Genomic DNA, 14,085 nt, shown 5'->3' on the forward strand with positions numbered 1-14,085 from the left:
TGCGCCAGGCCTCTACCAGGTATCGACGAACGGCCGCTTGCGCCCCTCGCGCCGCGCCGGCCGGGGCGTGGCGGCCAGCCCGCGGAGCAGCCAGGCGCGGCTGTCGGCCGGGTCGATCACCGCGTCGATTTCCAGGTAGCTGGCCATGTTCAGCGCCTTGCCGTTTTCGTAGGCCTTGGCCACCAGCTTGTCGAATAGCGCCTGGCGCGCGGCGTCGTCCACCTGGGCCGCCAGCTCCTTGGCGAAACCCAGGCGCACCGCGCCCTCCAGGCCCATGGCGCCGAACTCGGCGCTGGGCCAGGCGGCGGTGAACAAGGGCGCGTGGAAACTGCCGGCGGCCATGGCCTGGGCACCGAGGCCGTAGCCCTTGCGCAGCACCAGGGTGAAGAAGGGCACCGTGAGGCTGGCGGCGGTGACGAACAGGCGCGAGACGTGGCGCACCGTGGCCTGTTTCTCCGCCTCCGGGCCGACCATGAAACCGGGGGTATCGCACAGCGAGACAATGGGCAGGTCATGCGCCTCGCACAGTTGCAGAAAGCGCGCGGCCTTGTCGCCGGCCGCCGCGTCGATGGCGCCGCCCAGGTGTGCGGGGTTGTTGGCGATCAGGCCGAAGGGCCTGCCTTCGATGCGGATCAGCGCGGTGATCAGACCGGGGGCGAACTGGCGGCGCAGCTCCAGCACGCTGCCGTCGTCGGCCAGCAGTTCGATGGCCCGGCGCATGTCGTAGACGCGCAGGCGGTTCTCCGGAATGACGTGGCGCAGCTCGCGGGGATCGCTGCACTGCCAGTCGGCCAGCTCGCCCTGGAAATAGCCCAGGTACTGCTTGGCCACCTTCACCGCCTCGGCCTCGTCGGCCACCAGCACGTCGATCACCCCGTTGGGACCCTGCACGCTGGTCGGGCCGACCTGCTCGGGAGTGAAACTGCCCAGGCCGCCGCCTTCGATCATCGCCGGGCCGGCCATGCCGATGCTCGCATTGCGGGTGGCGATGATCGCATCGCAGCAGCCGAGCAAGGCAGCGTTGCCGGCGAAGCAGCGGCCGGAGACCACGCCCACCGTCGGCACCAGGCCGGAGAGCCTGGCCATGGCGGCGAAGGTGTGGCAGTCCAGCCCGGCCACGCCAACGAAATCGGTATCGCCCGGCCGCCCACCACCGCCTTCGGCGAACAGCACCACCGGCAGACGCCACTGCGCCGCGAGGCCGAGCAGGCGGTCGGTCTTCTTGTGGTTCATCACCCCCTGGGTGCCGGCGAATACCGTGTAGTCGTAGGCGATGGCCAGGCAGCGCGCCGCCTCCGCGCCGAACTGCGCGGCGCCGACCGTGCCGGTGCCGCCGATCAGGCCGTCGGCAGGGCTCAGCTCCAGCAGTTCTTCGGCCGAACGCCGGCGGCGCTGGGCGGCCAGGGCCAGGGCGCCGTACTCGTTGAAGCTGCCCTCGTCCAGCAGGTCGGCGAGGTTCTCGCGCGCGGTGCGCTGGCCGCTCTTGCGCCGCTTGGCCACGGCCTCGGGGCGGCGCGCATCGGTCAGGCGCGCATGGCGTTCCAGCACTTCGGTCAGGTCGGCGCGGATATGCGCCAGGTCGACGGCCTGCTCGCCGTGGGCGTCGAGGCTGTCCACCTCGGCCGGCTGCAGAAACGCCAGCGCCTGGCCCTCACCGATGGCGTCACCGGGTGCAACCGTCAGCGCGCGGACGATACCGCTGTGCTCGGCCTTGACCTCGAACTCCATCTTCATCGCCTCCAGCACGGCGATGCGCTGACCGGCGGCCACGGCGTCGCCTTCGGCCACCGCCAGGCTGACCAGCACGCCGGCGCTGGGCGCGCTGAGGGCCAGGGTGCCGGGCGGGGCGTCGAGGCTGGATCTGGCGCTTTGCGCAGAGGCGTCGCCGGCAAAGTAGCGGTGCGGATGCGCCTGTTCGCGCGCCGCCAGTATCTCGCTCTGGTGACGTTCGACATAGGTGGTGTCGACCCGATGGGCGATCACCTCGTCGCGCTGCAGCAGGTTCTGCAGCAGGTGCAGGTTGCTTGCCACGCCTTCGAGGCGAAACTCGCACAGCCCCCGGTAGGCGCGGCGCAGGGCGCCGGGGTAGTCGCTGGCGCTGGCGATCAGCTTGGCGATCAGCGAGTCGTAGGCCGGGCTGACGACGTAGCCGGCATAACCGCAGCCATCCACACGCAGGCCCGGGCCGGAGGGCGGCTGGTAGGCGCCGAGCACGCCGCTAGCCGGGCGCGCGCTGCCATCGGCGTGCAGGGTTTCCAGATTCAGGCGCAGCTGTACGGCATAACCTTTCGCTGGCGGCGGAGTGAGCAGGCCCAGCTCGGCCAGGCTGCTGCCGGCGGCCAGGTGCAGTTGCGTATGCAGCAGATCGATGCCAGTGACCTGCTCGGTGACGGTGTGCTCCACCTGCACGCGCGGGTTGGCTTCCATGAAGTAGAAGCGCCCGGGCTGGTCGAGGTCGAGGAGGAATTCGAAGGTGCCGATGCCGCGATACTGCACCTCGGCGGCCAGGCACAGGGCGCTGGCGATGATTGCCTCGCGGGTGGCGGCGTCCAGATCAGGGCTGGGGGCGATTTCCACCAGCTTCTGGTGGCGGCGCTGCAGGCTGCAGTCGCGCTCCCACAGGTGGCTGACCGCGCCGCTGCCGTCGCCGAGCACCTGCACTTCGATATGCCGGGCGCGGCGCACGCGCTTCTCCACGTACAGCGCGCCGCTGCCGAAGGCGCCCTGGGCCTCGGAGGCGCAGCGGGCGAAGGCCTCGGCCAGCTGCGCCGGATCGTCCACTGCACGCATGCCGCGCCCGCCGCCGCCGGCCAGCGCCTTGAGCATCACGCTGCCGTGTTCGGCGAGAAAGTCCGCGGCCTGCTCCGGCGTCACCGCCTGGTTGATCCCCGGTACCAGCGGCACTGCGCAGCGTTCGGCCAGGGCGCGGGCGGCGGCCTTGTCGCCGAACAGTCGCAGGGTTTCCGGCGTCGGACCGACGAAGGTCAGCCCGCCATCCTGGCAGCGGCGGGCGAATTCGGCGTTCTCGGCGAGAAAACCGTAGCCGGGGTGGATGGCGCTGCAGCCGTGCTCGCGGGCGACGGCAATGAGCTGAGCCATGTCCAGATAGGCCGCCGGGCCGCGTCCAGCCAGTGGCACGGCCAGGTCGGCCTTGCGTATGTGCAGGCAGGCGCTGTCGTCCTCGGCGTACACCGCCACGCTGCGGATGCCGAGGTCGGCGCAGGCCTGGGCGATGCGGATGGCGATCTCGCCGCGGTTGGCGATCAGCAGGGCGGAAAAGGGCATGGCGGCTCCGGACGTCTTGTCGTTATGGAGCCATCTTAGGAGGCTGGTCGCGGTGGTAAAGCAAGCCTTATGCGGCGATCATGCTGGTATAGATGGTGATGATGACGTTGGCCGCAGCGCGCCGTACGCGCCACAGCCTATCGGCTAGCTGCGCCGTTCGACGATATAACGCGCCAGCTCGCGCAGCGGCTCGGCCTGGCTGCCGAAGGGGCGCAGCACGTGCAGGGCCTGGTCGCGCAGTTCCAGGGCATAGGCCTTGGCGGCGTCGAGGCCGAGCAGGGCAGGGTAGGTGGGTTTGTGGTTGGCCTCGTCCTTGCCCTGGGTCTTACCCAGGGTGGCGGTGTCGCTCTCCACGTCGAGGATGTCGTCCTGCACCTGGAAGGCCAGGCCGATGGCGCGGGCGTACTGCTGCAGCGCCTTGAGGCCGAGCTCGTCGGCGTTGCCGCTGGCCAGGGCGCCGAGCAGTACGCTGGCTTCGATCAGCGCGCCGGTCTTGTGCCGGTGCATGGTTTCCAGCGCCGCCTGGTCGAGCGGCAGGCCCACCGCGCCGAGGTCGATGGCCTGGCCGCCGACCATGCCGGCCGGCCCGGCTGCGGCGCTCAGGGCATCGATCATCTGCAGACGCACTTCGGCGTCCTGCGGGTTGCGCCGGCGGTCGGCGAGCACCTCGAAGGCCAGGCTCTGCAGGCCATCGCCGGCGAGGATGGCGCAGGCTTCGTCGAAGGCCTTGTGGGTGGTCGGCTGGCCGCGGCGCAGGTCGTCGTCGTCCATCGCCGGCAGGTCGTCGTGCACCAGGGAGTAGGCGTGGATCAGCTCCACCGCGCAGGCGGCGCCATCGGCGCGGTCCAGCTTGCCGCCCAATGCCTCGCAGGCGGCGTAGACCAGCAGCGGGCGCACGCGCTTGCCGCCGTTCATCACGCTGTAGCGCATGGCCTGGTAGAGGCGTTCGAGTTCTGCGCGCGGGGCCTGGAACAGCGGCTCGAGGGCGGCGTCGACGCGGGCCTGGCAGCTCGCCTGGTAAGCCTTGATCATGCCGCCGGGTCCGCGTCGAACGGCGCCGGCTCCAGCTCGCCGTCGCGCTCCAGGAGGATCTGCACCTTCTGCTCGGCCTGGGCCAGGGCGGCCTGGCACTCGCGGGTCAGGCCGATGCCCTGCTCGAAGGCGGTCAGCGAGTCTTCCAGTGACAGCTCGCCGCTCTCCAGGCGCTCGACCAGCGCCTGCAGCTCGGCGAGGGAATGTTCGAAGTCGGGGGCGGCTTTCTTGCGGGCCATGGCGGCGGGTCTCGGGCAGCGTAGAAACGGGCGCGACACTAGCAGAGCCGCGCCCCTCGGGCAAATCAGCGGGGCTGCTGGCCAGGTCGGGGCGTAGGTTGGCGCGTAGGTTGGTGCTGAGCGCAGCGAAGCCCAACGCCTAGCGCAAGTAGGTGACCCAGAAGTAGTACAGCGTCATCCCGCTGCCTACCAGAATGACCAAGGCGCGCAGCAGCGCCGGCGGCAGTTTTTCGCCCAGTGCGCCGCCGGCGTAGCCGCCAAGGGTGGCGCCGGTGAGCAGGATGGCCAGCTCGTACCAGCTGACCCGCCCGGCGATGACGAAGGTCAGGGTGGCGATGCTGTAGATCACTGCCGAGATCAGGTTCTTCAGCGCGTTGGCGCGGGCCAGGGCGTGGCCCTCGATGGAGAAGGCGGCCAGCTGCAGGATGCCCATGCCGGCGCCGAAGTAGCCGCCGTAGATCGACACACCGATATGCGCGCCCAGCGACAGCGGCGTATGCGGCGGGTGCTCGGCGGCCTTGCGCCGCGCCGCCAGCCAGCGCCCCAGCCAGGGGCTGGCGGCGAACAGCGCGGTGGCCGCCAGTAGCAGCCAGGGGATCAGCACGCGGAATACATCGTCGCCGCCGGCCAGCAGCAACAGGCCGCCGAGCAGGCCGCCGGCCAGGCCGGCCAGCAGCAGCGGGATCAGGTAACGACCCAGCGGCCGCAACGAGGCGCGCGCGGCCCAGGCGCCGGCCAGACTGGCCGGCCATAGCGCCACAGCATTGGTGGCATTGGCCGTCACCGGCGGCAAACCGGCGGCGAGCAGCGCCGGGAAGGAGAAGAAGGTGCCGCCGCCGGCCAGGGCATTCATGCCGCCGGCGGTGAAACCGGCGAGGACCAACAGCAGCAGATCGGGCAGGGACATGGCGCAGGCTCGCACAAAAAGAGGGCAGCATAGGGCTGGCGCATCGGTCAGCCAAGTGCGACCAAGGTGCAGTGGGCCGCTGGGCTGTCCCGGCGCTTTGCGGCATGATCGGCCCATTCTCATTCGGTGCCCGCGATGAACATCGACACCCGCATCAAATTCCGCCACCTGCTGTGCTTTCTCGAGATCGCCCGTCAGCGCAGCTTCGCCAAGGCCGCCGATGCCCTGGCGGTGAGCCAGCCGGCGATTTCCAAGACGCTCAAGGAGCTGGAGGAGATCCTCGCCGCCAGCCTGTTCGAGCGCGGCAAGCAGGGCGTGACCCTGACCCCGGCCGGGGTGGCCTTCATGCGCTACGCCGGGCCCTGCGTGCAGGCGCTGCGCGACGGGGTCAACAGCCTGCGCGGCGGCGAGCACGAGGCCGGCCAGGTACGCGTCGGCGTGCTGTCCACCGTCGAGAGCCTGCTGATTCCCGAGGTGGTGCGGCGCCTGCACGAGCGCCAGGCGGCGCTGGTGGTCAGCGTCGCCACCGGGCCTGGCGCCTACCTGCTCGGCCAGTTGCGCGTCGGCGAGCTGGATCTGGTGGTCGGCCGCATGACCGACAGCCCGGACATCCAGGGCCTGACCTTCGAGCACCTGTACAGCGAATCCATGACCCTGGTGGTGCGTCCCGGTCATCCGCTGCTGGCTGCCGGCGCCGCCGCGCTGGGGCGGCTCGGCGATTACCCGCTGGTGCTGCCGACGGCGGGCACCACCATCCGCAAGCACGCCGACAGCCTGTTCGTGCAGTGCGGGGTGACGCCGTCGCGGCAACGCCTGGAGACCCTGTCGCCGGCGCTCAGTCGGCGCTACGTGCTGTCCGGCGATGCGCTGTGGGTGGCGCCGCAGGACGCGGTGTGCCTGGACGTGCAGCGTGGCGAGCTGGTCGAGCTGCAGCTGGGCGTGCAGGAGCCGGGCGGTTCGGTGGGCATCTGCCGCAACGGTGCGCTGGCCTTGCCGCTGGCCGCCGAGCAGTTCTGCGCGGCGCTGCGTGAGGTGGCCGAGGCCTACCGCGAGGGGCTGTTTTCATAACCATTTGGTTATGCGTTGGCGGCGTCTTTTCAATATTCCCCGCGTGCGCTTTGCCGGACACTGTGGCCACTGACTCCACAATAGCCACAACAGGAGCGCACCATGCCTGCCGAGGACAATCGCCGTTTCGTCATCCGTGACCGCAATTGGCACCCCAAAGCCCTGACGCCCGATTACAAGACCTCCATCGCCCGTTCGCCGCGCCAGGCGCTGGTGAGCATCCCGCAGTCGATCTCCGAGACCACCGGCCCGGACTTCTCGCACCTGAAGTTCGGCGAGCACGACAACGACCTGCTGCTCAACTTCAACCACGGTGGCCTGCCCATCGGCGAGCGCATCATCGTTTCCGGTCGGGTGATGGATCAGTACGGCAAGCCGATCCCGCATACCCTGGTGGAAATGTGGCAGGCCAACGCCGGTGGCCGCTACCGGCACAAGAACGACCGCTATCTGGCGCCGCTCGACCCCAACTTTGGCGGTGTCGGCCGTGCCCTGACCGACAGTGAAGGTCGCTATATCTTCCGCACCATCAAGCCCGGCCCCTACCCCTGGCGCAATGGCCCCAACGACTGGCGCCCGGCGCATATCCACTTCTCGCTCAACGGCCCGTCGATTGCCACGCGGCTGATCACCCAGCTGTATTTCGAGGGCGATCCGCTGATCCCGCTGTGCCCGATCGTCAAGGCGATCGCCAACCCGGACGCGGTGCAGACGCTGATTGCCAAGCTCGACATGAGCACGGCCAATCCCATGGATTGCCTGGCGTACCGTTTCGACATTGTCTTGCGCGGCCAGCGCCAAACCCATTTCGAGAACAAGTGAGGAGGATGACCATGCCTGTTGAATTGCTGCCGGAAACCCCTTCACAAACCGCCGGCCCCTACGTGCACATCGGCCTGGCCCTGGCCGCGGCCGGCAACCCGACCCGCGAACAGGAAATCTGGAACCAGATGGCGGGGTCCGATGCGCCGGGCCAGCACATCGTGCTGCTCGGCCACGTCTACGACGGCAACGGCCACCTGGTGCGCGACGCCTTCCTCGAGCTGTGGCAGGCCGACCACCAGGGCCAGTACGACGAGGCTTACGACCAGTCCAAAGCGTTCAACGGCTTCGGTCGTACCGCCACCACCTTCGATGCCGGCAGCGAGTGGACCGCCTACACGGTCAAGCCCGGCGTGGTGCGCAACACCGCCGGCGTGGCGATGGCGCCGCACGTCAACGTCGCGCTGTTCGCCCGCGGCATCAATATCCACCTCAACACCCGGCTGTACTTCGAAGACGAGGCCGAGGCCAACGCCAAGGACCCGGTGCTCAATCTGATCGAGCAGCCGCAGCGCCGCGAGACGCTGATCGCCAAACGCTGCGAGGTGGACGGCAAGCCGGCCTACCGCTTCGATATCCGCATCCAGGGCGAAGGCGAGACCGTGTTCTTTGACTTCTGAGCTGACCGCGCAGGCCGTTCGCCTGATCGAGGCGCGCGGCCTGCAACTGGATGAGGCCCAGACGCGCATGCTGGCGCGCCTGGGCGACTGGCTGCAGGCGCGCCTGCGGCCGTCTGCCTGGCTGCGCCGGCCCGCCGGTGCCTACCTGTGGGGCGGCGTCGGGCGCGGCAAGAGCCTGCTGCTCGACGCCCTGTTCCAGGCCGCGCCGGTCGCAGCCAAGCGGCGCCTGCATGTGCACGCGTTGCTGCAGGAGGTGCAGCGACGTGCGCTGACCCACGGCGGGCAGGCCGATCCGCTGCGGCGGGTGGCCGCGGCGCTGGCGAGCGAGACGCAGCTGTTCTGCCTCGACGAGTTCCACGTGCACGACATCGGCGATGCGATCCTCCTCGGGCGCCTGCTGCAACACCTGCTGAGCCTGGACTGCATCCTGCTGTTGAGTTCCAACTACGCGCCCGACGGACTCTGCCCCAATCCGCTCTACCACAGCCGTTTCAAGCCCTTCGCCGAGCTGCTGCAGCGCCATTGCCTGGTGCTGCGCCTGGACGACGGCCCCGATTACCGCCCGCTGAGCACGCGGCATTGGGGGCGTTACCTGCAGGGCTCGGGCGCTCTGTTCGGCGCCTGCCTGGGCTGGCGCGCGGCGGCGCAGCAGGTGGCGCTGGGGCGGCGTAGCCTGACGGCCTGGGCGGCGGACGAGCGCGGCCTGTGGCTGGACTTCGCCGCGCTGTGCCGCCAGCCGCTGGCCAGCGCCGACTACCTGGAGCTGTGCCGGCGTTTCGCCCGTATCGCCGTCGGCGAATTGCCGCCGCTCGGGCGCTGCTCGGCGGACGAGCAGCAGCGCCTGGTCAACTTCGTCGATATCGCCTACGACGCCGGCATCGAGCTCTGGCTGCAGGGCGAGGCCAGCCTGGCGGCGCTGTGCGCCGGCGTCGGCCACCTCGACTTCGCCCGCACCCGCTCGCGCCTGGCGCAGCTGCGCGTGGAAAGCCCGGAGCGCCTGGCATGCTGACGGTGCTGGGGATCACTGCGCCGATCTTCATCCTTATCGGCCTGGGGTTTCTCTCGGTGCGCGGCGGCCTGCTCAGTCGCGAGCAGATGCGCGGCCTCGGCGTCTTGGTGATCAACTTCGCCCTGCCGGCGCTGCTGCTCAAGGCGCTGACCGAGCGGCGCCTCGACGAGGTGCTCAACTGGCCTTATCTGGCCGCCTACGCGCTGGCCTCGCTGAGCCTGTTCGCCGCCGGTTTCGCCGTGGCGCGCTGGTGGCGCGGGCAGGGCCAGTCGGCCAGCGCCATCCTGGCCATGGGCATGTCGGTGTCCAACAGCGGTTTTATCGGCTACCCGATTGCGGTGATGGTGCTTGGCCAGACCGCGGCGGTAGCCATGGCCCTCGGCATGCTGGTGGAGAACCTGCTGCTGATCCCGCTGGCCCTCGCCCTGGCCGAAGCCGGCGCGCAGCGCGGCAACGGCGGCTGGGCGCTGGTGCGCGAAACCGGCCTGCGCCTGGCGCGCAACCCGCTGATCCTGGCCATCGGCCTCGGCCTGCTGCTGTCGTTGCTGCAGATCCGCCTGCCGGCCGTGCCGCTCAAGGTGGTGGACATGCTCGCCAGCGCCTCGGCGCCGGTGGCGCTGTTCGTTATCGGCGGCAGCCTGTACGGCCTGAAGACCCGCGGCATGGCGGCGGACGTGACCCAGGCCGCGCTGGGCAAGCTGATCCTGCATCCGCTGGCGCTGCTGGCGGCCTTCCTCCTGCTGCCGGGGGTGGAGCCGCAGCTGATGGTGGCCGGGCTGCTGTTCGCCAGCGCGCCGATGATGAGCATCTACCCCATCCTTGGCCAGCGCTTCGGCCTCGAGGAGCGCTGCGCCGCGGCCCTGGTGGCGGCCACGGTGCTGGCCTTCTTCAGCATCAGCGGCCTGCTGGCGCTGCTGACGCTGGTAGGTTGGCGCTGAGCGCAGCGAAGCCCAACGGGGCGCGCAGGGTGCGCCGCCCGCTGCGCGGCTGTCGGCTAAGCGCCGGGCGGCGATCAAGCTTGGCGCGGCGTTGCCGATACGCCGGTCAGCGGTCATGGATTTACAAATTGTGAACAATTCTGTATCCAGTCGCTCGTCCTGATTCCAACAATAAGCGGGAGACTCCCCATGCGCCTCTGGCAACGCAGCATTCAGTGGCAGTTGATCCTCAGCATGGGCGCCGCCCTGCTGACCAGCATCCTCATCGTGGTCGGCATCTACTCGGCGGTGGTCGATCGCCTGACCGAACGCTACCTGGTGGAGGAGGCCTTGCCGGCGCGGGTGCTGGCGATCCGCAACGACCTCGAGCGGGTGCTCACCGCGCCGATCACCGCCAACGCCTCGATCGCCGAGAACAGTCTGGTGCAGGACTGGCTGGCGGCCGGCGAGGACGAGGCGCGGCGCGACGAGTTCGCCCGCTACCTGGAGGGCGTGCGCGCCCAGCAGAACGCCATGACCACCTCCATCGTCGGCCTGGCCAGCGGCAACTACACCACCGGCGAGGGGCTGATGCGCACCCTCGACCGCAGCCAGGCGGAGAACCAGTGGTTCTATCGCCTGGTCGACGGCGATCGCGACCGGGTGCTGGAAATCGACATCGACAAGGGCACGCGCCAGCCGACCCTGTTCATCAACCAGCGCATCAAGCAGGGCGGCAAGACCCTCGGCGTGTCCGGCCTGGGCTACGACCTGGCGGACATGTCGAAGATGATCAGCGAGTTCCGCTTCGGCGAGCGCGGCCAGGTGTTCCTGGTCGACGGCCAGGGCGGGGTCAAGGTGCATCCGCGCTCCGAGCTCAGCGGCAGCGGCCAGCTGGAGCAGCTGTTCGGTGCCGAGGCGGCGCGCCAGGTGCTGCTCGGCGACGGCCGCGCGGTGCGTTTCGAGCGCGACGGCGAGGCCTTCCTGGCGGTGGCGCAGAAGTTCGCCAGCCTCGACTGGTTGCTGGTCAGCGAGGTGCCGGAGGCGGAAATCTACGCCGAGGCGCGCCAGGCGCTGCTGCTGACCAGCCTGATCGGCGTCGCCGTGGCGCTGCTGTTCCTCGGTCTGGTGGTGCTGCTGGCGCGCGGCCTGGTGCGGCCGATCCGCCAGGTGACCCAGGCACTGGTCGAAATCGGTGGCGGCGGCGGCGACCTGACCCGCCGTCTCGACGAGTCGCGTGGCGACGAGCTGGGCGACCTGGCGCGTGGCTTCAACCGCTTCCTGGCCAGCCAGCGCGAGCTGATCGGCGAGGTGCTGGCCACCAGCGAGCGCCTGCGCGGCGCTGTCGGCCAGGTCGCCCAGGTGGTGGAGAACACCGCCGGGCGTGCCGGCCAGCAGCAGGAAATGACCGACATGGTGGCCACCGCGGTGCACGAGATGGGCCTGACCGTGCAGGAGATCGCGCGCAACGCCAGCAGCGCCGCGCAGTCCTCGCACAGCGCCCGCGACGAGGCGCAGCAGGCGCGCCAGGTGGTGCGCCAGTCCATCGGCCATATTGAGCAGATGTCCGCCGATATCGGCACCGCCGCCGGCGCGGTGGCCGAGCTGGCCGAGCAGGTGGCGTCCATCGACCAGGTGCTGGCGGTGATCCGCGGCATCTCCGAGCAGACCAACCTGCTGGCGCTGAACGCCGCCATCGAGGCGGCGCGCGCCGGCGAGATGGGCCGCGGCTTCGCCGTGGTGGCCGACGAGGTGCGCACCCTGGCCAGCCGCACCCAGGCCTCCACCGACGAGATCCAGCAGATGATCCAGCGCCTCAAGCACGGCGCCGAGGCCGCGGTCAGCTCGATGCACGCCGGCCAGGCAGCCACCGGCACCGGGGTCGAGGCCAGCCAGCGCACCGGTCAGTCGCTCGGCGCCATCACTGCGCAGGTGGAGGCGATCAGCGACATGAACACCCAGGTGGCGGCGGCCACCGAGGAGCAGAGTTCGGTGACCGAGGAGATCAACCGCAACGTGCAGGGCATCGCCGACCTGGCCCACGCCACCGCCGGCGAGGTGCGCGCCTGCCGCGAGGACTGCCAGACCCTCAGCCGCCTGGCCGACGACCTGGCCGGGCAGATGGGCAAGTTCCGCCTGTAGCGGCCTCTCTAGTAGCTGTAGCGCAGCACGGCGGCGGACAGGTGCCAGGTGGCCATGCCGCCGAGCAGCGCCAGGCAGGCCGGCAGCAGCAGCCACCAGAGCCGCGCCGGTAGCGCCGTCAGCGTCTGCCGGCGCTGGCTGGCGGCCAGGCTCAGGCCGCACACGGCGCAGGCCAGCAGGGCGCCGGCGATGATGTCGCTGGGCCAGTGCACGCCGAGGTAGACCCGCGACAGGGCGATGGCCAGCGCCGGCAGGCTGGCCAACAGCAGCCAGGCCAGGCGCAGCCGCGCGCCCTGGCCGCGGCCGGCCAGCACGCCGAGCACCAGGAAAAAGGCGAAGGCCGCCGAGCTGTGCCCGCTGGGGAAACTGAAGCTGGTCAGCGGTTCGCTGAGGATGTCCGGACGGGCGCGGGCGAAGCCGTTCTTCAGCGCGCCGTTGGCCAGCGCGGTGCACAGCAGGGTGGCGCCGGCGAACAGTGCCGGCCGCCACTGCCGGGCGAGCAGCAGCAGGCCGCACAGCAGGATGGCGGCGGCCAGCTGGGTGCGCAGGTCGCCGAGCCGGGTGAGCAGCACCATGGTCGCGTCCAGATGGGCCTGGCGCTGCTCCTGCACCAGGGTCATCAAGCCCTGGTCGAGGGCGTCCAGGTGCGGCCAGCCGAGCATCAGGGCCAGCAGCAGGAGCAGGCTCAGGCCGCCGCCGAGCAGGCAGGCGTAGCGCTTCTCGGCCAGGCTGGCCTGCACCGTCAGCAGCAGGATCAGGCCGATGCCGGCCAGCAGAATCGCCGCCTCGCTCCAGAAGCCCTCGGCCATCGGCAGGCGCAGTGCGGCGCCGGTGGCCCAGCCGGGCAGCAGGTAGGCCACCGCCCAGCCGGCGGCGGCCAGCAGGCTGATGGCGATAAAACGCGGCAGCGGCATGCCGAGCATGCCGGCGGCCAGCGGCAGCATCGGGCGCAACGGGCCGATAAAGCGCCCCACCAGCAGGCTGGCCATGCCGTAGCGCTGGAAATACAGCTCGGCGCGCAGCACCCACTCCGGGTGGCGGCGCAGCAGCGGCAGGCGTGGGATGTCCTCTTTGAAGCGGCGGCCGAGGCTGTACGACAGCAGGTCGCCGCACAGGCCGCCGGCATAGGCCAGCAGCAGGGTCTGCCACAGCGTCAGCACGCCGCTGCCGGCCAGCAGGGCGACGCTGAACAGCAGCAGCACGCCGGGCAGGAGGATGCCGACCAGGGCCAGGCACTCGAACAGGGCGATGAGGAAGATGGCCAGTCCCAGCCACTCGGGGTTGCCGCCCAGCCAGTCGGTGAGGTGTTCCAGCCAGGCGCTCATGGCGCGTCTCCTGCGTTCGGCAGCAGGCGGTAATCCTGGCCTTCGACCTGGCCGCGGCGCAGCGGGTTGCGCGTGCAGTGGCGGGCGAAGGCGGCATCGACGAAGCGGTAGGGCAGGTGTTCGTCGCGGCCCTGGGGGATGCCCAGGCGCGCGCACTGCACGATGCGCTGCGGCCGCTCGCCGACATCCTCGACGAACAGGCGCTGCGGGTCGAAGCGGCGCGCGTCCCAGTCCGCCACCTTGAGGCCCAGTGCCTTGCACAGCAGGGTTTGGCCGGCGCACAGACGCTGCGGCGGGCGCGGCGAGCCGTCGCTGGCCGGGTTGTTGCGCTGCATCGCCGCCAGCGCCGGCTCTCCGCTGACGGCATCCAGCCAGGGCAGCGCGGATTTGATCAGCACCGCGTTGCCCGGCCCATGGGCGCTGAAGTTCAACGAGTCGCCGCCGCGCGCGTAATACATGTAGATGTGCCCACCATCTGCGAACAGCGCCTTGCGTTTCTCGGTGTAGCCGAGCGAGGCGTGGCTGCCCTTGTCGACCAGGTAATAGGCCTCGGTCTCGATGATCCGTGCGCTGAGCCAGAGCGCGCCGACGCGGTGGCGGATCACCTTGCCGAGCAGCTCGCGCGCCACCAGCTGGGCATCGCGGTCGAAGAAGGCGTCGGCCAGCGGGCGGGCCTGCGGCCAGGGCAAACTAAGGGTGGGTTCGGTGGGCATGGGCTG

The 14,085-nt window shown here is 70.3% G+C and carries 12 protein-coding genes and 1 pseudogene; 7 read left to right on the forward strand and 6 right to left on the reverse strand.

The features are described from left to right. Positions 1-12: 12 nt before the first annotated feature. From ACIGFL_RS16170 to ACIGFL_RS16185, 4 genes are all read right to left on the reverse strand, one after another. A complete protein-coding gene (locus tag ACIGFL_RS16170) occupies positions 13-3,285 on the reverse strand; it encodes a carboxyl transferase domain-containing protein (RefSeq protein WP_397497850.1) in 3,273 nt (1,090 codons plus the stop codon). Positions 3,286-3,429: 144 nt separating this feature from the next. After that, positions 3,430-4,317 (reverse strand): polyprenyl synthetase family protein, encoded by an 888-nt coding sequence (locus ACIGFL_RS16175; protein WP_397497851.1) that lies wholly within the window; start codon positions 4,315-4,317, stop codon positions 3,430-3,432. After that, positions 4,314-4,556, reverse strand: coding sequence for an exodeoxyribonuclease VII small subunit (locus tag ACIGFL_RS16180; RefSeq protein WP_196460623.1), 243 nt, complete (start codon positions 4,554-4,556; stop codon positions 4,314-4,316). Before ACIGFL_RS16180 ends, ACIGFL_RS16175 begins: the two co-directional genes overlap by 4 nt. A 139-nt stretch (positions 4,557-4,695) precedes the next feature. Continuing rightward, positions 4,696-5,463 (reverse strand): sulfite exporter TauE/SafE family protein, encoded by a 768-nt coding sequence (locus tag ACIGFL_RS16185; RefSeq protein WP_397497852.1) that lies wholly within the window; start codon positions 5,461-5,463, stop codon positions 4,696-4,698. 135 nt (positions 5,464-5,598) lie between these two features. Between ACIGFL_RS16185 and pcaQ the strand changes: the two genes are divergently transcribed. The 7 genes and pseudogenes from pcaQ to ACIGFL_RS16220 all read left to right on the forward strand — a co-directional run bounded on the left by pcaQ (position 5,599) and on the right by ACIGFL_RS16220 (position 12,041). Next, complete coding sequence (gene pcaQ, locus ACIGFL_RS16190; protein ID WP_397497853.1) at positions 5,599-6,531, forward strand: pca operon transcription factor PcaQ; 933 nt, start codon at positions 5,599-5,601, stop codon at positions 6,529-6,531. A 102-nt stretch (positions 6,532-6,633) separates the two neighbouring features. Then, on the forward strand, positions 6,634-7,353 hold the full coding sequence (gene pcaH / locus ACIGFL_RS16195; protein ID WP_397497854.1) for a protocatechuate 3,4-dioxygenase subunit beta: 720 nt from the start codon (positions 6,634-6,636) through the stop codon (positions 7,351-7,353). Positions 7,354-7,364: 11 nt separating this feature from the next. After that, a complete protein-coding gene (gene pcaG, locus ACIGFL_RS16200) occupies positions 7,365-7,973 on the forward strand; it encodes a protocatechuate 3,4-dioxygenase subunit alpha (protein ID WP_397497855.1) in 609 nt (202 codons plus the stop codon). Continuing rightward, complete coding sequence (gene zapE, locus ACIGFL_RS16205) at positions 7,963-8,982, forward strand: cell division protein ZapE (protein ID WP_397497856.1); 1,020 nt, start codon at positions 7,963-7,965, stop codon at positions 8,980-8,982. Before pcaG ends, zapE begins: the two co-directional genes overlap by 11 nt. Continuing rightward, on the forward strand, positions 8,976-9,920 hold the full coding sequence (locus ACIGFL_RS16210; protein WP_397497857.1) for an AEC family transporter: 945 nt from the start codon (positions 8,976-8,978) through the stop codon (positions 9,918-9,920). The genes zapE and ACIGFL_RS16210 overlap by 7 nt, the downstream gene beginning before the upstream one ends. A 234-nt stretch (positions 9,921-10,154) precedes the next feature. Further along, positions 10,155-11,177: pseudogene (locus tag ACIGFL_RS16215) on the forward strand (cache domain-containing protein); the annotation flags it as partial. Positions 11,178-11,312: 135 nt separating this feature from the next. Beyond that, positions 11,313-12,041: a methyl-accepting chemotaxis protein gene (locus ACIGFL_RS16220; RefSeq protein ID WP_371921471.1), complete on the forward strand. Its 729-nt coding sequence runs from the start codon at positions 11,313-11,315 to the stop codon at positions 12,039-12,041. A gap of 8 nt (positions 12,042-12,049) precedes the next feature. Here the strand turns inward: ACIGFL_RS16220 and ACIGFL_RS16225 are convergent, their stop codons facing one another. Both ACIGFL_RS16225 and ACIGFL_RS16230 read right to left on the reverse strand, forming a co-directional pair. Continuing rightward, positions 12,050-13,366 (reverse strand): bifunctional DedA family/phosphatase PAP2 family protein, encoded by a 1,317-nt coding sequence (locus ACIGFL_RS16225; RefSeq protein WP_397497858.1) that lies wholly within the window; start codon positions 13,364-13,366, stop codon positions 12,050-12,052. After that, positions 13,363-14,079, reverse strand: a complete 717-nt coding sequence (locus ACIGFL_RS16230) for a DNA-3-methyladenine glycosylase (RefSeq protein WP_397497859.1) — start codon at positions 14,077-14,079, stop codon at positions 13,363-13,365. The genes ACIGFL_RS16225 and ACIGFL_RS16230 overlap by 4 nt, the downstream gene beginning before the upstream one ends. Between the last annotated feature and the right edge of the window lie 6 nt (positions 14,080-14,085).

The sequence above is a fragment of the Pseudomonas sp. NPDC077649 genome (assembly GCF_044542855.1).
Classification (GTDB): domain Bacteria; phylum Pseudomonadota; class Gammaproteobacteria; order Pseudomonadales; family Pseudomonadaceae; genus Aquipseudomonas.

Bases quoted from the DNA above. Each gene is read 5' to 3' on its own strand.
- ACIGFL_RS16170 (WP_397497850.1), bottom strand. From the start codon at position 3,285: ATGCCCTTTTCCGCCCTGCTGATCGCCAACCGCGGCGAGATCGCCATC.
- pcaQ (WP_397497853.1), top strand. From the start codon at position 5,599: ATGAACATCGACACCCGCATCAAATTCCGCCACCTGCTGTGCTTTCTC.
- ACIGFL_RS16220 (WP_371921471.1), top strand. From the start codon at position 11,313: ATGGTGGCCACCGCGGTGCACGAGATGGGCCTGACCGTGCAGGAGATC.
- pcaH (WP_397497854.1), top strand. From the start codon at position 6,634: ATGCCTGCCGAGGACAATCGCCGTTTCGTCATCCGTGACCGCAATTGG.
- ACIGFL_RS16180 (WP_196460623.1), bottom strand. From the start codon at position 4,556: ATGGCCCGCAAGAAAGCCGCCCCCGACTTCGAACATTCCCTCGCCGAG.
- ACIGFL_RS16230 (WP_397497859.1), bottom strand. From the start codon at position 14,079: ATGCCCACCGAACCCACCCTTAGTTTGCCCTGGCCGCAGGCCCGCCCG.
- ACIGFL_RS16225 (WP_397497858.1), bottom strand. From the start codon at position 13,366: ATGAGCGCCTGGCTGGAACACCTCACCGACTGGCTGGGCGGCAACCCC.
- pcaG (WP_397497855.1), top strand. From the start codon at position 7,365: ATGCCTGTTGAATTGCTGCCGGAAACCCCTTCACAAACCGCCGGCCCC.
- ACIGFL_RS16185 (WP_397497852.1), bottom strand. From the start codon at position 5,463: ATGTCCCTGCCCGATCTGCTGCTGTTGGTCCTCGCCGGTTTCACCGCC.
- ACIGFL_RS16210 (WP_397497857.1), top strand. From the start codon at position 8,976: ATGCTGACGGTGCTGGGGATCACTGCGCCGATCTTCATCCTTATCGGC.
- ACIGFL_RS16175 (WP_397497851.1), bottom strand. From the start codon at position 4,317: ATGATCAAGGCTTACCAGGCGAGCTGCCAGGCCCGCGTCGACGCCGCC.